The sequence below is a fragment of the Pseudomonas sp. genome, from assembly GCF_032058845.1.
GTDB lineage: Bacteria > Pseudomonadota > Gammaproteobacteria > Pseudomonadales > Pseudomonadaceae > Aquipseudomonas.
Map to the genome: position 1 here is coordinate 1 of NZ_DAMCCR010000034.1, position 14918 is coordinate 14918.

The 14918-nt window shown below is 63.1% G+C and carries 15 protein-coding genes; 3 read left to right on the forward strand and 12 right to left on the reverse strand.

The features are described from left to right. Nucleotides 1-100: 100 nt before the first annotated feature. From thrC to ffh, 10 genes are all read right to left on the reverse strand, one after another. A complete protein-coding gene (thrC, locus tag RT028_RS08895) occupies nucleotides 101-1510 on the reverse strand; it encodes a threonine synthase (RefSeq protein ID WP_312934345.1) in 1410 nt (469 codons plus the stop codon). 264 nt (nucleotides 1511-1774) lie between these two features. Continuing rightward, nucleotides 1775-3079, reverse strand: a complete 1305-nt coding sequence (locus tag RT028_RS08900; protein ID WP_312934346.1) for a homoserine dehydrogenase — start codon at nucleotides 3077-3079, stop codon at nucleotides 1775-1777. Between the two features lie 85 nt (nucleotides 3080-3164). Next, entirely contained in the window at nucleotides 3165-3953 is a 789-nt protein-coding gene (locus RT028_RS08905) for a DsbC family protein (RefSeq protein ID WP_312934347.1), read from the reverse strand. 153 nt (nucleotides 3954-4106) lie between these two features. Further along, the gene (gene xerD / locus RT028_RS08910; protein WP_312934348.1) at nucleotides 4107-5003 is read right to left on the reverse strand and encodes a site-specific tyrosine recombinase XerD; all 897 of its coding nucleotides are present in this window, start codon (nucleotides 5001-5003) and stop codon (nucleotides 4107-4109) included. A 102-nt stretch (nucleotides 5004-5105) separates the two neighbouring features. Beyond that, nucleotides 5106-5513, reverse strand: a complete 408-nt coding sequence (locus RT028_RS08915) for an acyl-CoA thioesterase (RefSeq protein WP_312934349.1) — start codon at nucleotides 5511-5513, stop codon at nucleotides 5106-5108. Nucleotides 5514-5601: 88 nt separating this feature from the next. Further along, a complete protein-coding gene (rplS, locus tag RT028_RS08920; RefSeq protein ID WP_003252148.1) occupies nucleotides 5602-5952 on the reverse strand; it encodes a 50S ribosomal protein L19 in 351 nt (116 codons plus the stop codon). Between the two features lie 42 nt (nucleotides 5953-5994). Then, nucleotides 5995-6747 carry a tRNA (guanosine(37)-N1)-methyltransferase TrmD gene (gene trmD / locus RT028_RS08925; RefSeq protein WP_312934350.1) on the reverse strand — a complete coding sequence of 251 codons (753 nt, stop codon included), beginning with the start codon at nucleotides 6745-6747 and terminating at the stop codon, nucleotides 5995-5997. Nucleotides 6748-6750: 3 nt separating this feature from the next. Continuing rightward, complete coding sequence (gene rimM / locus RT028_RS08930) at nucleotides 6751-7287, reverse strand: ribosome maturation factor RimM (protein WP_312934351.1); 537 nt, start codon at nucleotides 7285-7287, stop codon at nucleotides 6751-6753. A gap of 5 nt (nucleotides 7288-7292) precedes the next feature. Next, nucleotides 7293-7544, reverse strand: a complete 252-nt coding sequence (rpsP, locus tag RT028_RS08935; protein ID WP_312934352.1) for a 30S ribosomal protein S16 — start codon at nucleotides 7542-7544, stop codon at nucleotides 7293-7295. A 231-nt stretch (nucleotides 7545-7775) separates the two neighbouring features. Further along, nucleotides 7776-9152 carry a signal recognition particle protein gene (gene ffh / locus RT028_RS08940; protein WP_312934353.1) on the reverse strand — a complete coding sequence of 459 codons (1377 nt, stop codon included), beginning with the start codon at nucleotides 9150-9152 and terminating at the stop codon, nucleotides 7776-7778. A gap of 271 nt (nucleotides 9153-9423) precedes the next feature. Here ffh and RT028_RS08945 point away from each other — a divergent pair, with 271 nt between their 5' ends. From RT028_RS08945 to RT028_RS08955, 3 genes are all read left to right on the forward strand, one after another. Continuing rightward, nucleotides 9424-10233 carry an inner membrane protein YpjD gene (locus RT028_RS08945; protein WP_312934354.1) on the forward strand — a complete coding sequence of 270 codons (810 nt, stop codon included), beginning with the start codon at nucleotides 9424-9426 and terminating at the stop codon, nucleotides 10231-10233. A 9-nt stretch (nucleotides 10234-10242) separates the two neighbouring features. Beyond that, nucleotides 10243-11445, forward strand: a complete 1203-nt coding sequence (locus RT028_RS08950; protein WP_312934355.1) for a transporter associated domain-containing protein — start codon at nucleotides 10243-10245, stop codon at nucleotides 11443-11445. Nucleotides 11446-11818: 373 nt separating this feature from the next. Further along, the gene (locus tag RT028_RS08955) at nucleotides 11819-13117 is read left to right on the forward strand and encodes an MFS transporter (protein WP_312934356.1); all 1299 of its coding nucleotides are present in this window, start codon (nucleotides 11819-11821) and stop codon (nucleotides 13115-13117) included. Between the two features lie 34 nt (nucleotides 13118-13151). On the opposite strand, the gene purT is transcribed toward RT028_RS08955, so the two are convergent. Together purT and RT028_RS08965 are read right to left on the reverse strand one after the other, a co-directional pair. Continuing rightward, nucleotides 13152-14333, reverse strand: a complete 1182-nt coding sequence (purT, locus tag RT028_RS08960; protein ID WP_312934357.1) for a formate-dependent phosphoribosylglycinamide formyltransferase — start codon at nucleotides 14331-14333, stop codon at nucleotides 13152-13154. A gap of 66 nt (nucleotides 14334-14399) precedes the next feature. Then, nucleotides 14400-14867, reverse strand: a complete 468-nt coding sequence (locus tag RT028_RS08965; protein ID WP_312934358.1) for a VUT family protein — start codon at nucleotides 14865-14867, stop codon at nucleotides 14400-14402. Between the last annotated feature and the right edge of the window lie 51 nt (nucleotides 14868-14918).

Consider the following 14918-nt stretch of genomic DNA (forward strand, 5'->3'; position numbering starts at 1 on the left):
CACCACAACCAAGCGGGTTGCGCTTGCGCGCGACGCGCCATGCCTGGCGCACCATTGAAAAGCCCGTCGTATGACGGGCTTCTCATTCAGCGCAAAAACCTTACAGCGGCTTGCCGCGATTGCCGTGCTGGCTGACGAAGGTCTGCACCGCCTTGAGGTCATTGGCCAGTACCGTGCAACGCTCCTCACGGCTGAACAGATCGCTCAAGTGCGCGGGCAATTCCAGCGCCTTGGCCACGCCGGCCTGCTCCACCGCCTCGGGGAACTTCACCGGGTGCGCCGTGCCCAGCACCACCATCGGCGTGCTCAGGCTACGCCGGCATTCGCGCGCAGCGCGCACGCCAATGGCGGTGTGCGGGTCGAGGACTTCGCCGGTGTTGGCGAACACCTCGGCAATGGTCTCGCAGGTCTGCTCGTCGGTCACGGCCAGCGAGTCGAACAGCTTGCGCGCTTCGGTCCAACGGTCTTCGTCGACGCTGAAGCCGCCGCCTTGCCTGAAGGTGCTCATCAGCTCGGCGATGGCAGCACCATTGCGACCGTGCAGGTCGAACAGCAAACGCTCGAAGTTCGACGAGACCATGATGTCCATGGACGGCGACAGCGTGGCATGCAGGGTGTCCTTGACATACTGATTGCCGCTCATGAAGCGGTGCAGGATGTCATTGCGGTTGGTGGCGACCACCAGCTGGCTGATCGGCAAGCCCATGTTGCGCGCCAGGTAACCGGCAAAAATATCCCCGAAGTTGCCGGTCGGCACCGAGAAGGCCACCGAACGCGCCGGGCCGCCGAGCTGCAGGGCAGCGTGGAAGTAGTAGACGATCTGGGCCATGATCCGCGCCCAGTTGATCGAGTTCACCGCCACCAGGCGCGTGCCCTTGAGGAACGACTGATCGGCGAAGCTGGCCTTGACCATCTCCTGGCAGTCATCGAAGTTGCCCTCGATGGCAATGTTGTGAATGTTTTCGCCGAGGATGGTGGTCATCTGCCGACGCTGCACCTCCGACACACGCTGGTGCGGGTGCAGGATGAAGATGTCGACGTTGTCGCAACGGCGGCAGCCTTCGATGGCCGCAGAACCGGTGTCACCACTGGTGGCGCCTACGATCACCACACGCTCGTTGCGCTTGGCCAGCACATGGTCGAGCAGGCGACCGAGCAACTGCAGGGCGAAGTCCTTGAACGCCAGCGTCGGGCCGTGGAACAGCTCCATGACCCACTCGTTGCCCTCGAGCTGGCGCAGTGGCGCCACGGCCGAGTGGGCGAACGCACCGTAGGTTTCTTCGAGGATCTTCTTGAAGTCGGCATCGGCGATGCTGCCCTCGACGAACGGACGCATCACCCGGAACGCCAGCTCGTGGTACGGCAGGCCGGCCCAGGAGGCGATTTCTTCCTGGGTGAAGCGCGGCAGGTTTTCCGGCACATACAGGCCGCCATCACTGGCCAGGCCAGTGAGCAGCACGTCTTCGAAATTCAGGGCGGGGGCCTGGCCACGGGTACTGATATAGCGCATGGGGGGGCAAACCTTTGGTTTGAGCGGCAGGCTCTGAGCGCCACGCTGCAAGAGAACGCCGAACGGCGATGGTCTTGCGCGCTGTGTTCAGGGCCTGTCGCGAGTTACGTTACGTTGAGCGGTGGGCTCGAATGGCGAGCTGCAGGACGACGTGGATCAGCATCGTTCTTGCACTCTGCCCTCGGGCCCTGCCGCGAGCTCCGTCATTCCCAACTGCAATACCGCAGTGCGTTTTCTTGCCACTGGCGGCGTGCAGCCAACCACTCAATTCAGCTGTTCGACGCGAATACGCACCACTTTGCCAACCACATCCTGCAGGTCTTCGAGGGCGACGATGGCGTCGTTGATGCCCTGCTCGATCACCCGGTGGGTCAGCAGGATCATCGGCACCAGGCCGTCCTGCTCCTCGGCTTCCTTCTGCATGATCGACTCGATGTTGATGCCACGCTCGGACAGAATGCTCGCCACCTGGGCCAGCACGCCCGGGTGATCCTTGGCCTGGATGCGCAGGTAATAGGCGCTCTCACAGGCTTCGATAGGCAGGATCGGGTGCGCCGACAGCGAATCGGGCTGGAACGCCAGGTGCGGCACGCGGTTTTCCGGATCGGACGTCATCGCGCGGACCACATCCACCAGGTCGGCCACCACCGAGGACGCCGTTGGCTCCATGCCCGCGCCTGCGCCGTAGTACAGCGTCGAGCCAGCCGCATCGCCATTGACCATCACGGCGTTCATCACGCCATTGACGTTGGCGATCAGGCGATCGCTCGGGATCAGCGTGGGGTGCACGCGCAGTTCGATACCGGCTGCGGTGCTGCGCGCCACGCCCAGGTGCTTGATGCGGTAGCCCAGGGCCTCGGCGTAGTTCACATCCGCGGTGGTCAGCTGGGTGATGCCTTCGGTGTACGCCTTGTCGAACTGCAGCGGAATGCCAAAGGCAATGGAGGCCAGGATCGTCAGCTTGTGCGCAGCGTCGATGCCTTCGACGTCGAACGTGGGGTCGGCTTCGGCATAACCCAGCGCCTGGGCTTCGGCCAGCACGTCGGGGAAGGCACGGCCTTTTTCGCGCATTTCGGTCAGGATGAAATTACCGGTGCCGTTGATGATGCCGGCCAGCCAGTTGATGCGGTTGGCCGAGAGGCCTTCGCGAATGGCCTTGATCACCGGAATGCCACCGGCCACTGCAGCTTCGAACGCCACGATCACGCCTTTCTCACGCGCGCGCGCGAAGATTTCATTGCCATGGACGGCAATCAGCGCCTTGTTCGCGGTCACCACGTGCTTGCCGTTGTCGATGGCCTTGAGCACCAGATCACGGGCCACGGTATAGCCACCGATCAGCTCGATGACGATGTCGATTTCAGGGTTGCTGGCAACGTCGAACACGTCCGCGGTAATGGGGGTACCGGTAATCTGGCAGTTCGGGTTGGGCGAGCGCATGGCAATCTGTGCCACTTCAATACCGCGCCCGGCACGGCGGGCGATCTCCTCGGCGTTACGCTGAAGCACATTGAAGGTTCCGCCACCGACGGTCCCTAACCCACAGATGCCTACTTTGACCGGTTTCACTGTGAACTCCCCATAGAACGGGCGGCGCCCTGCGCCGACCGTGAAACGTGCCGTCGCCCCATAGCGACGGCGTGCTGAAATTGAATTACTTGGCCAAGGCCAGCTTCGCCAGCTGCGGCGCCGGCTGATAGCCCGGGATCACCTGCCCGCTTTCGAGCACGATGGCGGGCGTGCCATTCACCCCAATCGACTGGCCCAGTTCGAACTGCTTGCTGACCGGGTTGGCGCACTTGGCGGCCTTGATCTGCTTGCCATCGACCATCTTGTCCATCGACGCTTTGCGGTCGCTGGAGCACCACACCGCTTGCAACTGCTGATCTCCTTCCGAGCCCATGCCCTGGCGCGGGAAGGCCAGGTAACGCACTTCGATGCCCTGGCGATTGAGCTCAGGCACTTCGGCGTGCAGCTTGTGGCAGTACGGGCAGGTGGTGTCGGTGAACACGGTGATGTGCGACTTGGTCTCGCCCTTGGCCGGGTACACCACCATCTCGGCGGTCGGGATGCCATTGATGAGCTTGGCCACGCCCAGGCGCTCGGTCTTCTCGGTGAGATTGACTGGCTTGCCGTCCTTGATCTGGTACAGGTAGCCCTGCATCACGAACTGGCCATCGGGGCTGGCGTAGAGCACGCGGCCACCTTGCAGCTTGACTTCATACAACCCGCCCACCGGGCTGCTGGCCACGCTTTCGACAGGCACGTCCAGCTCGAGGGTCTGCAAGGTCTTGCGAATGGCCTGCTCGGCGCCGGCATTGGCGTCGGCGCCAGTCGCTGCAGCTGCTGTCTTGACTGCAGGTGCAGCAGCCGGGGCCGCGGCGGCGGCAAAGGTGCTGACCAGCGCCAGGGCGGCAGCAGCGAAAATCCGGGTCACGCGCATGGAAACTCCTGAGTACGGATGGGGCACGAGAATGTGGCCTGCGCACATGGCGCGACGACCAGACGGCCCCTGTAACAAAACCGCCCAAGCCTACCACAACGGGCCCGCGCTGGCTGTGGCTGCGCGCACCGCTGGGCAGAACATGAATTTGATTCACCCACGCGGGTGGTGCTGGGCGTGCAGCTGTTGCAGGCGCGCCTTGGCGACATGGGTGTAGATCTGCGTCGTCGACAGGTCGCTGTGCCCCAGCAGCATCTGCACCACACGCAGGTCCGCGCCATGGTTGAGCAGGTGCGTGGCAAAGGCGTGGCGCAGGGTGTGCGGCGACAGCGGCTTGTCGATGCCAGCTACACGGGCATGGTGCTTGATGCGGTGCCAGAAGGTCTGGCGGGTCATCTGCTCGCCGCGCAGGCTGGGGAACAGCACGTCGCTGGGCCGCTCGTTGAGCAACTCGGCGCGGCCATTGCGCACGTAGCGCTCGATCCAGAGGATGGCCTCCTCGCCCATGGGCACCAGCCGCTCCTTGCTGCCCTTGCCCATGACCCGCAGCACGCCCTGGCGCAGGTTGACCTGATCCAGGGTCAGGCTGATCAGCTCAGTGACCCGCAGGCCACAGGCATACAGCACTTCGAGCATGGCCCGGTCGCGCTGACCAATGGCTTCGCTCAGGTCGGGCGCGCGCAGCAACGCTTCGACATCGGCCTCGGACAGTGATTTGGGCAGTGGCCGGCCCAGTTGCGGCATGTCCACCAGCAGGGTCGGATCCACCGCGATCAGTTTTTCCCGCAGCAGGTAGCGGAAGAAACCGCGCAACCCGGAGATGAAGCGCGCCGTAGAGCGCGGTTTGTAGCCTTGATCGAGGCGCCAGGCCAGGTGATCGAGAATCAACTCGCGGCCTGCCTCCGGCAGCGCAATGTCGCGCGCCTGCAACCAGCCGTTGAACAGTGTCAGGTCGCTGCGATATGACGCGCGGGTATTGTCTGACAGGCCTTTCTCGAGCCACAGGGCATCGAGAAACTGGTCGATCAGGGGATGGTCCAGGGTAGGCATGGGCTGGCGCTGGTGTCTGAATAGCCGGCAAGTGTTTCACAGCCGGCAACGGCTTGTCTGCCTCTGCGCAGGTCAGGTCGGCACCCTGCCCCTGGCCAGGCCTCAGGCCATCGGCAACACGGGCACCGGGCGCTTGTTCTCGTCGATGGCGACGAAGCTGAACACGCCATGAATCGCGCGCTCGCGGCCATCGAGGTACATGTTCTCGACGAACACATCGACCTGCACCTGCAGGCTGGTGTTGCCGACCTTGATCACGCTCCCCACCAGCTCGACGATCGTGCCCGCCGGGATGGGATGCTTGAAGTCGATGCGGTCAGTGGAAACCGTCACCAGCGCCAGGCGGCAGAAGCGTGTGGCCGCGATGAACGACACTTCGTCCATCCAGGCCAGCGCCGTGCCACCAAACAGGGTGTTGTGATGATTGGTCGTATTGGGAAACACCGCTTTGGTCACACGGGTGACGGACAGCTCGGTGCGGCGCTGGATTTCCTGGTCGCGTGGGGTCATGGGTTACTCCGGATTCAAGACGCAAAAAAGCAGCCCGAAGGCTGCTTTTTCTTTCGCATGGCAGCCTGGGCTACCGGTCAAACTGCACTCAGGACAGTTTTTCCTTGATGCGAGCTGCTTTACCAGACAGGTCACGCAGGTAGTACAGCTTGGCTTTACGCACGTCACCACGACGTTTCACGGCCAGGCTGTCGATCTGCGGGCTGTAGGTCTGGAAGGTACGCTCAACGCCGACGCCGCTGGAGATCTTGCGCACGGTGAAGGCGCTGTTCAGACCGCGGTTACGCTTGGCGATGACAACGCCTTCGAATGCCTGCAGACGGGAACGCTCGCCTTCCTTCACTTTAACCTGGACGACAACGGTGTCGCCGGGTGCGAAGGTCGGGATTTCCTTGCTCATCTGCTCTGCTTCGAGCTGCTGGATGATCTTGTTGGTCATGCTGTGCTCCTAAGATGGATGACTTGATCCACCATCGATACGTTAACTATCGTTCCGCTCTCGGAGGTATTCCTCGAGCAGCTTTTTCTCTTCTCCAGAAAGTGAGCGACTTTCCAGAAGATCGGCACGCCGTTCGAAGGTCCTGCCTAGGGACTGCTTCAACCGCCATTGCCGGATGTGTGCATGGTTGCCACTGAGCAACACGTCGGGTACACGCTGATCCGCATACACCTCAGGTCGGGTGTAGTGCGGGCAATCGAGCAGGCCATCGGTGAAGGAGTCTTCCTCCGCCGAGCCTGCATGCCCCAAAGCTCCGGGCAGCAGCCGTGTAACCGCATCGATCAGTACCATGGCCGGTAGCTCGCCACCGGAAAGTACATAGTCACCAATCGACCACTCTTCATCGACATGAGCCTGGATGAAACGCTCGTCGATGCCTTCATAACGACCGGCGATCAGGATCAACGACTCCTGTTCAGCCAGGTCTTTGACCGCTTGCTGACTCAGCGTACGGCCTTGTGGCGAGAGATAGATCACCTTCGCCCCAGCTCCGGTCGCTTGCCTGGCACAGGCCAGGGCATCTTCCAGAGGCTTGATCTTCATCACCATCCCCGGACCACCGCCAAAAGGCCGATCATCCACCGTATGGTGGCGATCACTGGTGTAGTCCCGCGGATTCCAGCAAGTGAGTTGCAACAACCCCTGCTTCACCGCGCGGCTGGTAATGCCGTACTCGGTAATGGCCGAAAACATCTCGGGGAACAAGGTGACGACTTCTACGCGAAGGTTGCCCATCAGTTAGAAATCCGCATCCCATTCGACACGCATCACACCGGCCTCGAGGTCGATGGCAAGCACACATTGCCGCGTATAGGGCAACAGACGCTCACGATCATCCAGGCTACCTGCGCAAGGCTTGACCACTACTACATCATTGGCGCCGGTTTCCAACAGGTGATCAACCTTGCCGAACAACTGTTCGTCCTGGTTGATGACACTCAGACCGACCAACTGGTACCAGTAGTACTCGTCGTCGTTCAGGTTGGGCAAAAGGCTGCGCGAGACACAGATCTCGTAACCGCTCAGAAGACGCGCTTCATCACGATCTTCTAGCCCTTTGAGTTTCGCGACCAGCTCCTTTTTATTGGAGCGACCACTCACCAGCTCGACCTGCTTGACCGACCCTTCGCGCCGAAGCGTCCAGTGACGGTAACCCAACAGGTTTTCAATCGGATCGGTAAAGGAATAGACCTTCACCTCGCCGCGAACGCCGTGTACCGAAAATATCTTGCCAACGACGATGAGGTCGTCAGCCATCTCTGGCGTCGCGTTCATACGGTTCAGGCTGCAGCCTTGGCCGCTTCCTTCAGCAGCTGAGCAACGCGCTCAGACGGCTGTGCACCGACGCTCAGCCAATGAGCGACACGGTCTTCCTTGATGGACAGGCGGGTTTCCTGACCACGAGCAACAGGGTTGAAGAAGCCAACCTGCTCGATGTGCGAGCCGTCACGCGGGTTACGCGAGTCGGTTACGGTCAGTTGGTAGAATGGGCGCTTTTTGGAGCCGCCACGGGCAAGACGAATGGTTAGCATTGAACATCGTTCCTGTAGTCGGTACTGCAAATCATGATCCCAGCGGGCACACAGGTGCCCGAAAGGCCGCATATTCTCAGGGAATACACGGACTTTTGCAAATGCCTTTTTCACTGGAGAAAGGCTTGCCTGCGGACTTGCAAGTTAAGCTGCCTGCCGGGGCGGGCAGCGATGACCCCGTCGAAACGGGGGTTCCGGGCCTGGCGGCGAACCACCAGCGCCCTGAAAGGGTTACATCTTCGGCATGCCGCCACCGGGCATCATGCCGCCCAGGCCACGCATCATCTTGGCCATGCCACCTTTGGTGGAAAATTTCTTCATCATTTTCTGCATCTGCTTGTGCTGCTTGATCAAGCGGCCGACATCCTGCACCTGAGTACCGGAGCCCAGCGCGACGCGACGCTTGCGCGAGCCACTGAGCAGGTCAGGGTCACGACGCTCTGCCGGGGTCATGGAGCCGATGATCGCTTCCATCTGCTTGAACTGCTTCTCGGCGGCGCCCTGGGCGTTGCCCATCTGCGACAGGTTGACGCCACCGATGCTCGGCAGCTTGTCCATCAGGCCGCCCAGGCCACCCATGTTCTTCATCTGTTGCAGCTGGTCGCGGAAGTCTTCCAGATCGAAGCCTTTGCCCTTCTTCAGCTTCTGCGCCAGCTTGTCGGCCTTGGCCTTGTCGATGGTCTGCTCGGCCTGCTCGATCAGGCTGAGCACATCGCCCATGCCGAGAATGCGCGAGGCGACACGATCAGGGTGGAACGGCTCGAGCGCATCGCTCTTCTCGCCCATGCCGAGGAACTTGATGGGCTTGCCGGTGATGGCCCGCACCGAGAGTGCGGCACCGCCACGGGCGTCGCCGTCGACCTTGGTCAGGATCACGCCGGTCAGCGGCAGCGCCTCACCGAAGGCCTTGGCGGTGTTGGCGGCGTCCTGGCCGGTCATGGCATCGACCACGAACAGCGTTTCGACCGGCTTGACCGCGGCGTGCAGGGCCTTGATCTCGTCCATCATGTCGGCGTCGATGTGCAGACGGCCAGCGGTGTCGACGATGACCACGTCGATGTACTTCAGCTTCGCTTCACGGATGGCCGCTTCGGCAATGGCCACCGGTTTCTGGCTGAGGTCGGAGGGGAAGAAGGTGACGCCCACCTCGTTGGCCAGGGTTTCCAGCTGTTTGATCGCCGCCGGGCGATACACGTCGGCCGAGACCACCATCACGCTCTTTTTCTTGCGCTCCTTGAGGTGGCGCGCCAGCTTGCCTGCGGTGGTGGTCTTGCCCGCGCCCTGCAGGCCGGCCATCAGCACCACGGCAGGCGGCGTGGCATTGAGCGCGAGCTCTTCGTTGGCCGCACCCATCAGGCTTTCGAGTTCGGCCTGGACGATCTTGACGAAGGCCTGGCCCGGCGTAAGGCTGCGCGACACTTCGGTGCCGACCGCACGCTCCTTGACGCTGTTGACGAAATCCTTGACCACCGGCAGCGCAACGTCGGCCTCAAGCAGCGCCATGCGAACTTCGCGCAAGGTGTCCTTGATGTTGTCTTCGGTCAGCTTGGCCTTGCCGGTGACATGGCGCAGCGTCTGTGACAGGCGGTCGGTCAGGTTTTCGAACATGGTGATCCTTTCAGGCCCAGGTAAAGCCGAGGGTGGTCAGGCGTCCGAGTACCACTACGAGTCCGCAAACCCCTACTGGATGGACGCGCCCAAGGCGCAGCAAGCCGGCGATTATAGCGCAGACCTGAGATTGCGCACACCTGGGCACTGACAGACGCGCCCTTTGCTGATCCAGCCCCGGTACACGGCCCGCCACACTGGCGCAGACTTCCTTGCCCGCTACCTTCTATGCCACACTCCACTTCTTTTCAGGGCTTGCCTCCCAGGACTTATGCTCTCCTCACCCAGCCTCATTCCCAATCTGCTCGCCGCCGGCCTGTATCTGATCGCCACCGTCTACCAGGCCTCGCGCATGCGCCAGGGCCTGCCGGCAGACAAACGCCTGCTGGGCCTGCTCGGTGCCCTGGCGGTGCTCGCGCAGGGCGGCGCGCTGTTTTTCCAGTTGATCACGCCGCTTGGCCTGAGCCTGGATTTCTTCAGTGCCGCCAGCCTGATCGCCGTGGCGGTCATCGCGCTGACGCTGCTGGCCTGCCTGAGCATCCCGGTTGAAAACCTGCTGGTCTTGCTGTTCCCGCTCGGCGCCATCACGGCGTTGCTGTCGCAGTTCGCCCCCGCTGGCACGGTGCCGCTAATCAACGAAGAACCGGGCATTCTTGCCCATATCCTGTTGTCGATCCTGGCCTATGGCCTGTTCACCATCGCGGTGTTCCAGTCGCTGCTGCTTCTATTGCAGGATCACCAGCTCAAGCACAAGCACCCGTCCGGGCTGATCCGCAACTTCCCGCCGCTGCAAACCATGGAAAGCCTGCTGTTCGGCTTTCTCTGGGCCGGCTGGGCCCTGCTCAGCGCTTCGCTGGTGTCGGGTTGGCTGTTCCTCGACAACCTGTTCGCCCAGCACCTGGTGCATAAGACGTCCCTGGCTTGCGTAGCCTGGGTGGTGTTCAGCGTGCTGCTATGGGGTCGCACGCGCCTGGGCTGGCGCGGCCACAAGGCCATCCGCTGGACCCTGGCCGGTTTCTGCCTGCTGATGCTGGCCTATTTCGGCAGCAAGCTGGTACGTGAATTCATCCTGCACATCTGACGATCGCCCATGACCACCCTGCCGCCTGCCACCCTGTTCGGCATGCTCGCCCTGGCGCTGCTCTGGTCAGCGCTGTTCAGCGCGGTGGAGGCTGCGCGCCACCTACCCACCGACGACGAGGGCGAAGCGTCCGCTCTTCCTACTCTGCCGTCCCAAGCGCTGGTGCTTGGCGCTGCCCTGGGCAAGTGCCTGGTGCTGGGCCTGGCCTGCCTGCTCGGGCAGCGCCACGCGGGTGAGCAGGGCTTCTGGCTCGCCGGCTCAGGCGCCGCCGTCGCTCTGCTGGTGCTGGCTGAATACCTGCCCCGGCGCATGGCCCGGCGACACAGCTCAGCGTGCCGCAACCTGGGTGCCCACCTGCTGAAACTACCGGCCATGCTCCTGCAACCGCTGGCCTGCCTGCTCGATGGCTGCGCGCGCCTGCTGCTGCGCCCGTTCCGCCGAGCGCCACAGGCCACGCACCTGCAAGCCGAGCAGGACGATGGATTCGACGAAGACGACATCGCACCGCCACCTCGCTCGCGCCTGAGTGAAGGGTTGCAGGCGCTGGAGCGGGTCACCGTGCAGGACATCCTGATCCCGCGCAACGAGATCGACGGCGTCAACCTCGACGACCCTATCGCACTGATCAGCACCCAGTTGCACGCCAGCCAGCGCACGCGCCTGCCGGTGTTCCATGCTGACATCAATCAGATCGAGGCGGTGCTCAACGTCAAGCTGGTGCAGCACCTCCTGGCAGCCGGCACGCTGACCCACGACAGCCTTCTGGCCGCCTGCCATGACCCGTACTTCATCCCTGAAACGACACCCCTGCAACTGCAATTGCTGAACTTCCACAAGCAGCAGCGACGCCTGGCGATCGTGGTCGATGAATACGGCGACGTACTGGGCATCGTGACCCTGGAAGACATCCTCGAAGAGATCGTCGGCGAGTTCGAAGACGAGCAGTCCCCCGACAATCCGCACATCGAAGCCCAACCCGACGGCCGTTTCGTCATTGGCGGTCCAGCGTCACTCAGGGAGATAAACCGTTGCCTGGGCTGGCATCTGCCCTGCGACGGGGGGCCAAAAACGCTCAATGGCCTGGTGACCGAAGCCTTGGAGAGCATCCCCGAGACCGCGGTGTGCCTGAAGGTGGGTCGTTATCGCCTGGAAATTCTCGAAACCGAGGACAACTGCGTGAGCAAGGTGCTGGCCTGGACGCTCGGACGCTAGGCACTGCGTTGCCCCTCTTGAGGCAGCGCCGAACCCAAGCGCTCTCCTCTGTTTTCAACGCCCCAGAGGCGAGTAACAAGACTTTTCAAAGAAGGCCTGCCTATACTCGGCCACGCTTACCCAGCCCCGCCGTCCCGCCTGCTACCCGCACTCAGCGCCCCACGGCCGATTCGCTTCACTGACTCCCCCGCGCGACTGCTTCGCCATCCTCGAGCAGCGCCCACCGCGCCCCGACCCTCTTGGGCTATGGTCAGTCCAGCACACACAACAACAACGCGCTCCGACACCTGTACCGTCGCACCTGAGCTTTCAGGGCACCGCTGCCGTACGAGACCTGTCCGGACCGCGCAATCGACCGTCAGGGAATTACGCGATGATCTCCAGCAACACCTCTGCCCACACGCCGGCGCCAGTGAACTCACCGGCGCGCGTCGCCACCGCCAGCTTCATCGGCACCGCCATCGAGTTCTACGATTTCTACGTCTACGCCACCGCCGCTGCACTGGTCATTGGCCCGATCTTCTTCCCTTCCGGCTCAGGCACCGTGCAGATGCTCGCCGCCTTCCTCACCTTCGGTATCGCATTCCTCGCTCGACCGCTGGGCTCGGCGTTGTTCGGCCACTTCGGTGATCGCATCGGGCGCAAGTCGACGCTGGTGGCCTCTTTGTTGCTGATGGGTATTTCCACCACGCTGATCGGCGTGTTGCCCGGCTACGACAGCATTGGCGTCTGGGCGCCGATCCTGCTGTGCCTGCTGCGCTTCGGTCAGGGCCTGGGCCTGGGCGGTGAATGGGGCGGCGCGGCCTTGCTGGCCACGGAGAACGCCCCTGAAGGCAAACGCGCCTGGTTCGGCATGTTTCCGCAACTGGGCCCGTCGATTGGTTTTCTGGCCGCCAACGGCTTGTTCCTGACCCTCGCCCTGCTGCTCACCGATGAGCAGTTCCGCGCCTGGGGCTGGCGCATTCCGTTCCTGCTCAGCGCTGCCCTGGTGCTGGTGGGCCTGTACGTGCGCCTGAAACTGGAAGAGAGCCCGGTGTTCGCCAAGGCCGTGGCGCGTCAGGAGCGGGTCAAGCTGCCGGTGGTCGACCTGTTCGCACGTTTCTCGCGGCCAACCCTGCTGGGCGCGGCGGCCATGGTCGTGTGCTACGCACTGTTCTACATCTCGACGGTGTTCTCGCTGAGTTATGGCGTGACCACGCTGGGCTATAGCCGTGAGACGTTCCTCGGCCTGCTGTGTTTCGCCGTGGTGTTCATGGCCCTGGCCACACCGCTATCAGCCTGGCTGAGCGACCGCTATGGGCGCAAGCCGGTGCTGATCACCGGATGCCTGCTGGCGGTGGCTTCTGGCTTCACCATGGAGCCACTGCTGACGTCGGGTTCGACCGCAGGCGTTGCCCTGTTCCTCAGCATCGAGTTGTTCCTGATGGGCGTGACGTTCGCGCCGATGGGCGCCTTGCTGCCTGAACTGTTCCCAACCCATGTGCGTTATACAGGCGCGTCGGCGGCGTACAACCTGGGCGGCATCGTGGGCGCCTCGGCGGCACCGTTCTTCGCCCAGAAGCTGGTGAGCATGGGTGGCTTGAGCTGGGTAGGTGGGTATGTGTCGGCAGCGGCCGTGCTCAGCCTGATCGCCGTGCTGTGCCTGAAAGAAACGCGCGACACTGCGCTGTAAAACGAAGGGGCCGCGAGGCGGCCCCTGGCTGGACTCAGAACTCGACGCTAACCGCCTGCGCTGCCCGGCTGGCCTTGGCCCGTGCGGCCTCGACCGACTCATCGCGCGCCAGGCACACGCCCATGCGCCGCTGGCCATCGATCTGCGGCTTGCCGAACAGGCGCAAGGCCGTGTCGGGCTCGCTGAGCGCGGCGCCGAGGTTGGCAAAAGCGGTTTGGCTGGAGGTGCCGTGCGGCAGGATCACTGCCGAGGCCGAGGGGCCGAACTGGCGCACTACCGGAATCGGCAGCCCAAGGATGGCCCGTGCATGCAAGGCGAACTGCGACAGATCCTGAGAGATCAGCGTCACCAAGCCGGTGTCGTGGGGGCGCGGCGACACTTCGCTGAACCACACCTGATCGCCTTTGACGAACAATTCCACGCCGAACAGCCCTCGCCCGCCCAGTGCGTCGGTGACAGCCTTGGCCACCCGTTGCGACTCGGCCAGCGCCTTGGGGCTCATGGCCTGAGGCTGCCATGATTCCTGATAGTCGCCCTTTTCCTGACGGTGGCCGACCGGTTCCAGGAAGGTGGTGCCGCCCACATGGCGCACGGTGAGCAAGGTGATTTCGTAGTCGAAATCAATGAAGCCCTCGACGATCACCCGCCCGCCCCCGGCGCGGCCGCCTTCCTGGGCATAGGTCCAGGCGCTCTGCAGGTCGGCATCGCTGCGCAGCAGGCTCTGCCCCTTGCCTGACGAGCTCATCACCGGCTTGACCACACAGGGGTAACCGACGTCGGCAACGCCCTTGGCGTAGTCCTCGTAGGTGTCGGCGAAGTGATACGGCGAGGTGGGCAGGTCGAGGTCTTCGGCGGCCAGACGGCGGATGCCTTCACGGTTCATGGTCAGCTGCGTGGCCCGCGCGGTGGGCACCACGGTGAAGCCCTCGCTTTCCAGCTCCACCAGGGTGGCGGTCGCGATGGCTTCGATTTCCGGAACGATGTAATGCGGCTTTTCTGCTTCGATCACGGCGCGCAGCGCGGCGCCGTCGAGCATGTTGACCACATGGCTGCGGTGCGCCACCTGCATGGCAGGTGCGTTGGCATAGCGATCGACGGCGATGACTTCGACGCCCAGGCGTTGCAGTTCGATCACCACTTCCTTGCCCAGCTCGCCACAGCCGCAGAGCAGTACACGGGTCGCCGACGGCGACAATGGGGTTCCGATACGGGTCATCACAGGTCCTCTAGGTGGGTAACGACGATCGCCCGGGGCGATCAGCGAAGCGAATACAGGCTTGGGTCACGGCGCGGCAGCCTGCCGCCGCGCGCGCCAGCTCATGGCCAGCCAGACGACGGTGACGCCAGCAAACTTGGAGGCCATGGCCGTGCCGATCACAACCGGCGTCAAGGCGCCGATCATGCCGAAGAAGATCAGGGTATCGACCGGGATGCTCAGCGCCGAGCTCAGCCATAACCGGTCACGCAGGGGGCGCCGGGTGACAGTGAACACCAGCCAGTCGATCAGCTCGGAAATGAAGAAGGCCGTGGCGCTGGCCAGGGCAATGGCCGGCTCCGAGGTCACGTAGGACAAGACCAGTGCCATCAGCATCGCCAGCAGCGCGCCGTGGCCGTAGCGGGTCTGGACCATGTCGCGCAGGATGAACACCAGCCCGCCCCAGGCCGACCAGATCACGTCTAGGTGCGGGGCGCTGGAAAAAGCGAAATTGATCAGCACGACGCTGCTGATGTAAGCGATGAGAAAGAGCATGCAAGGAGACCTTCGGACAAGCCGCACAGGGTACTAAATTTCCCTGGGTAA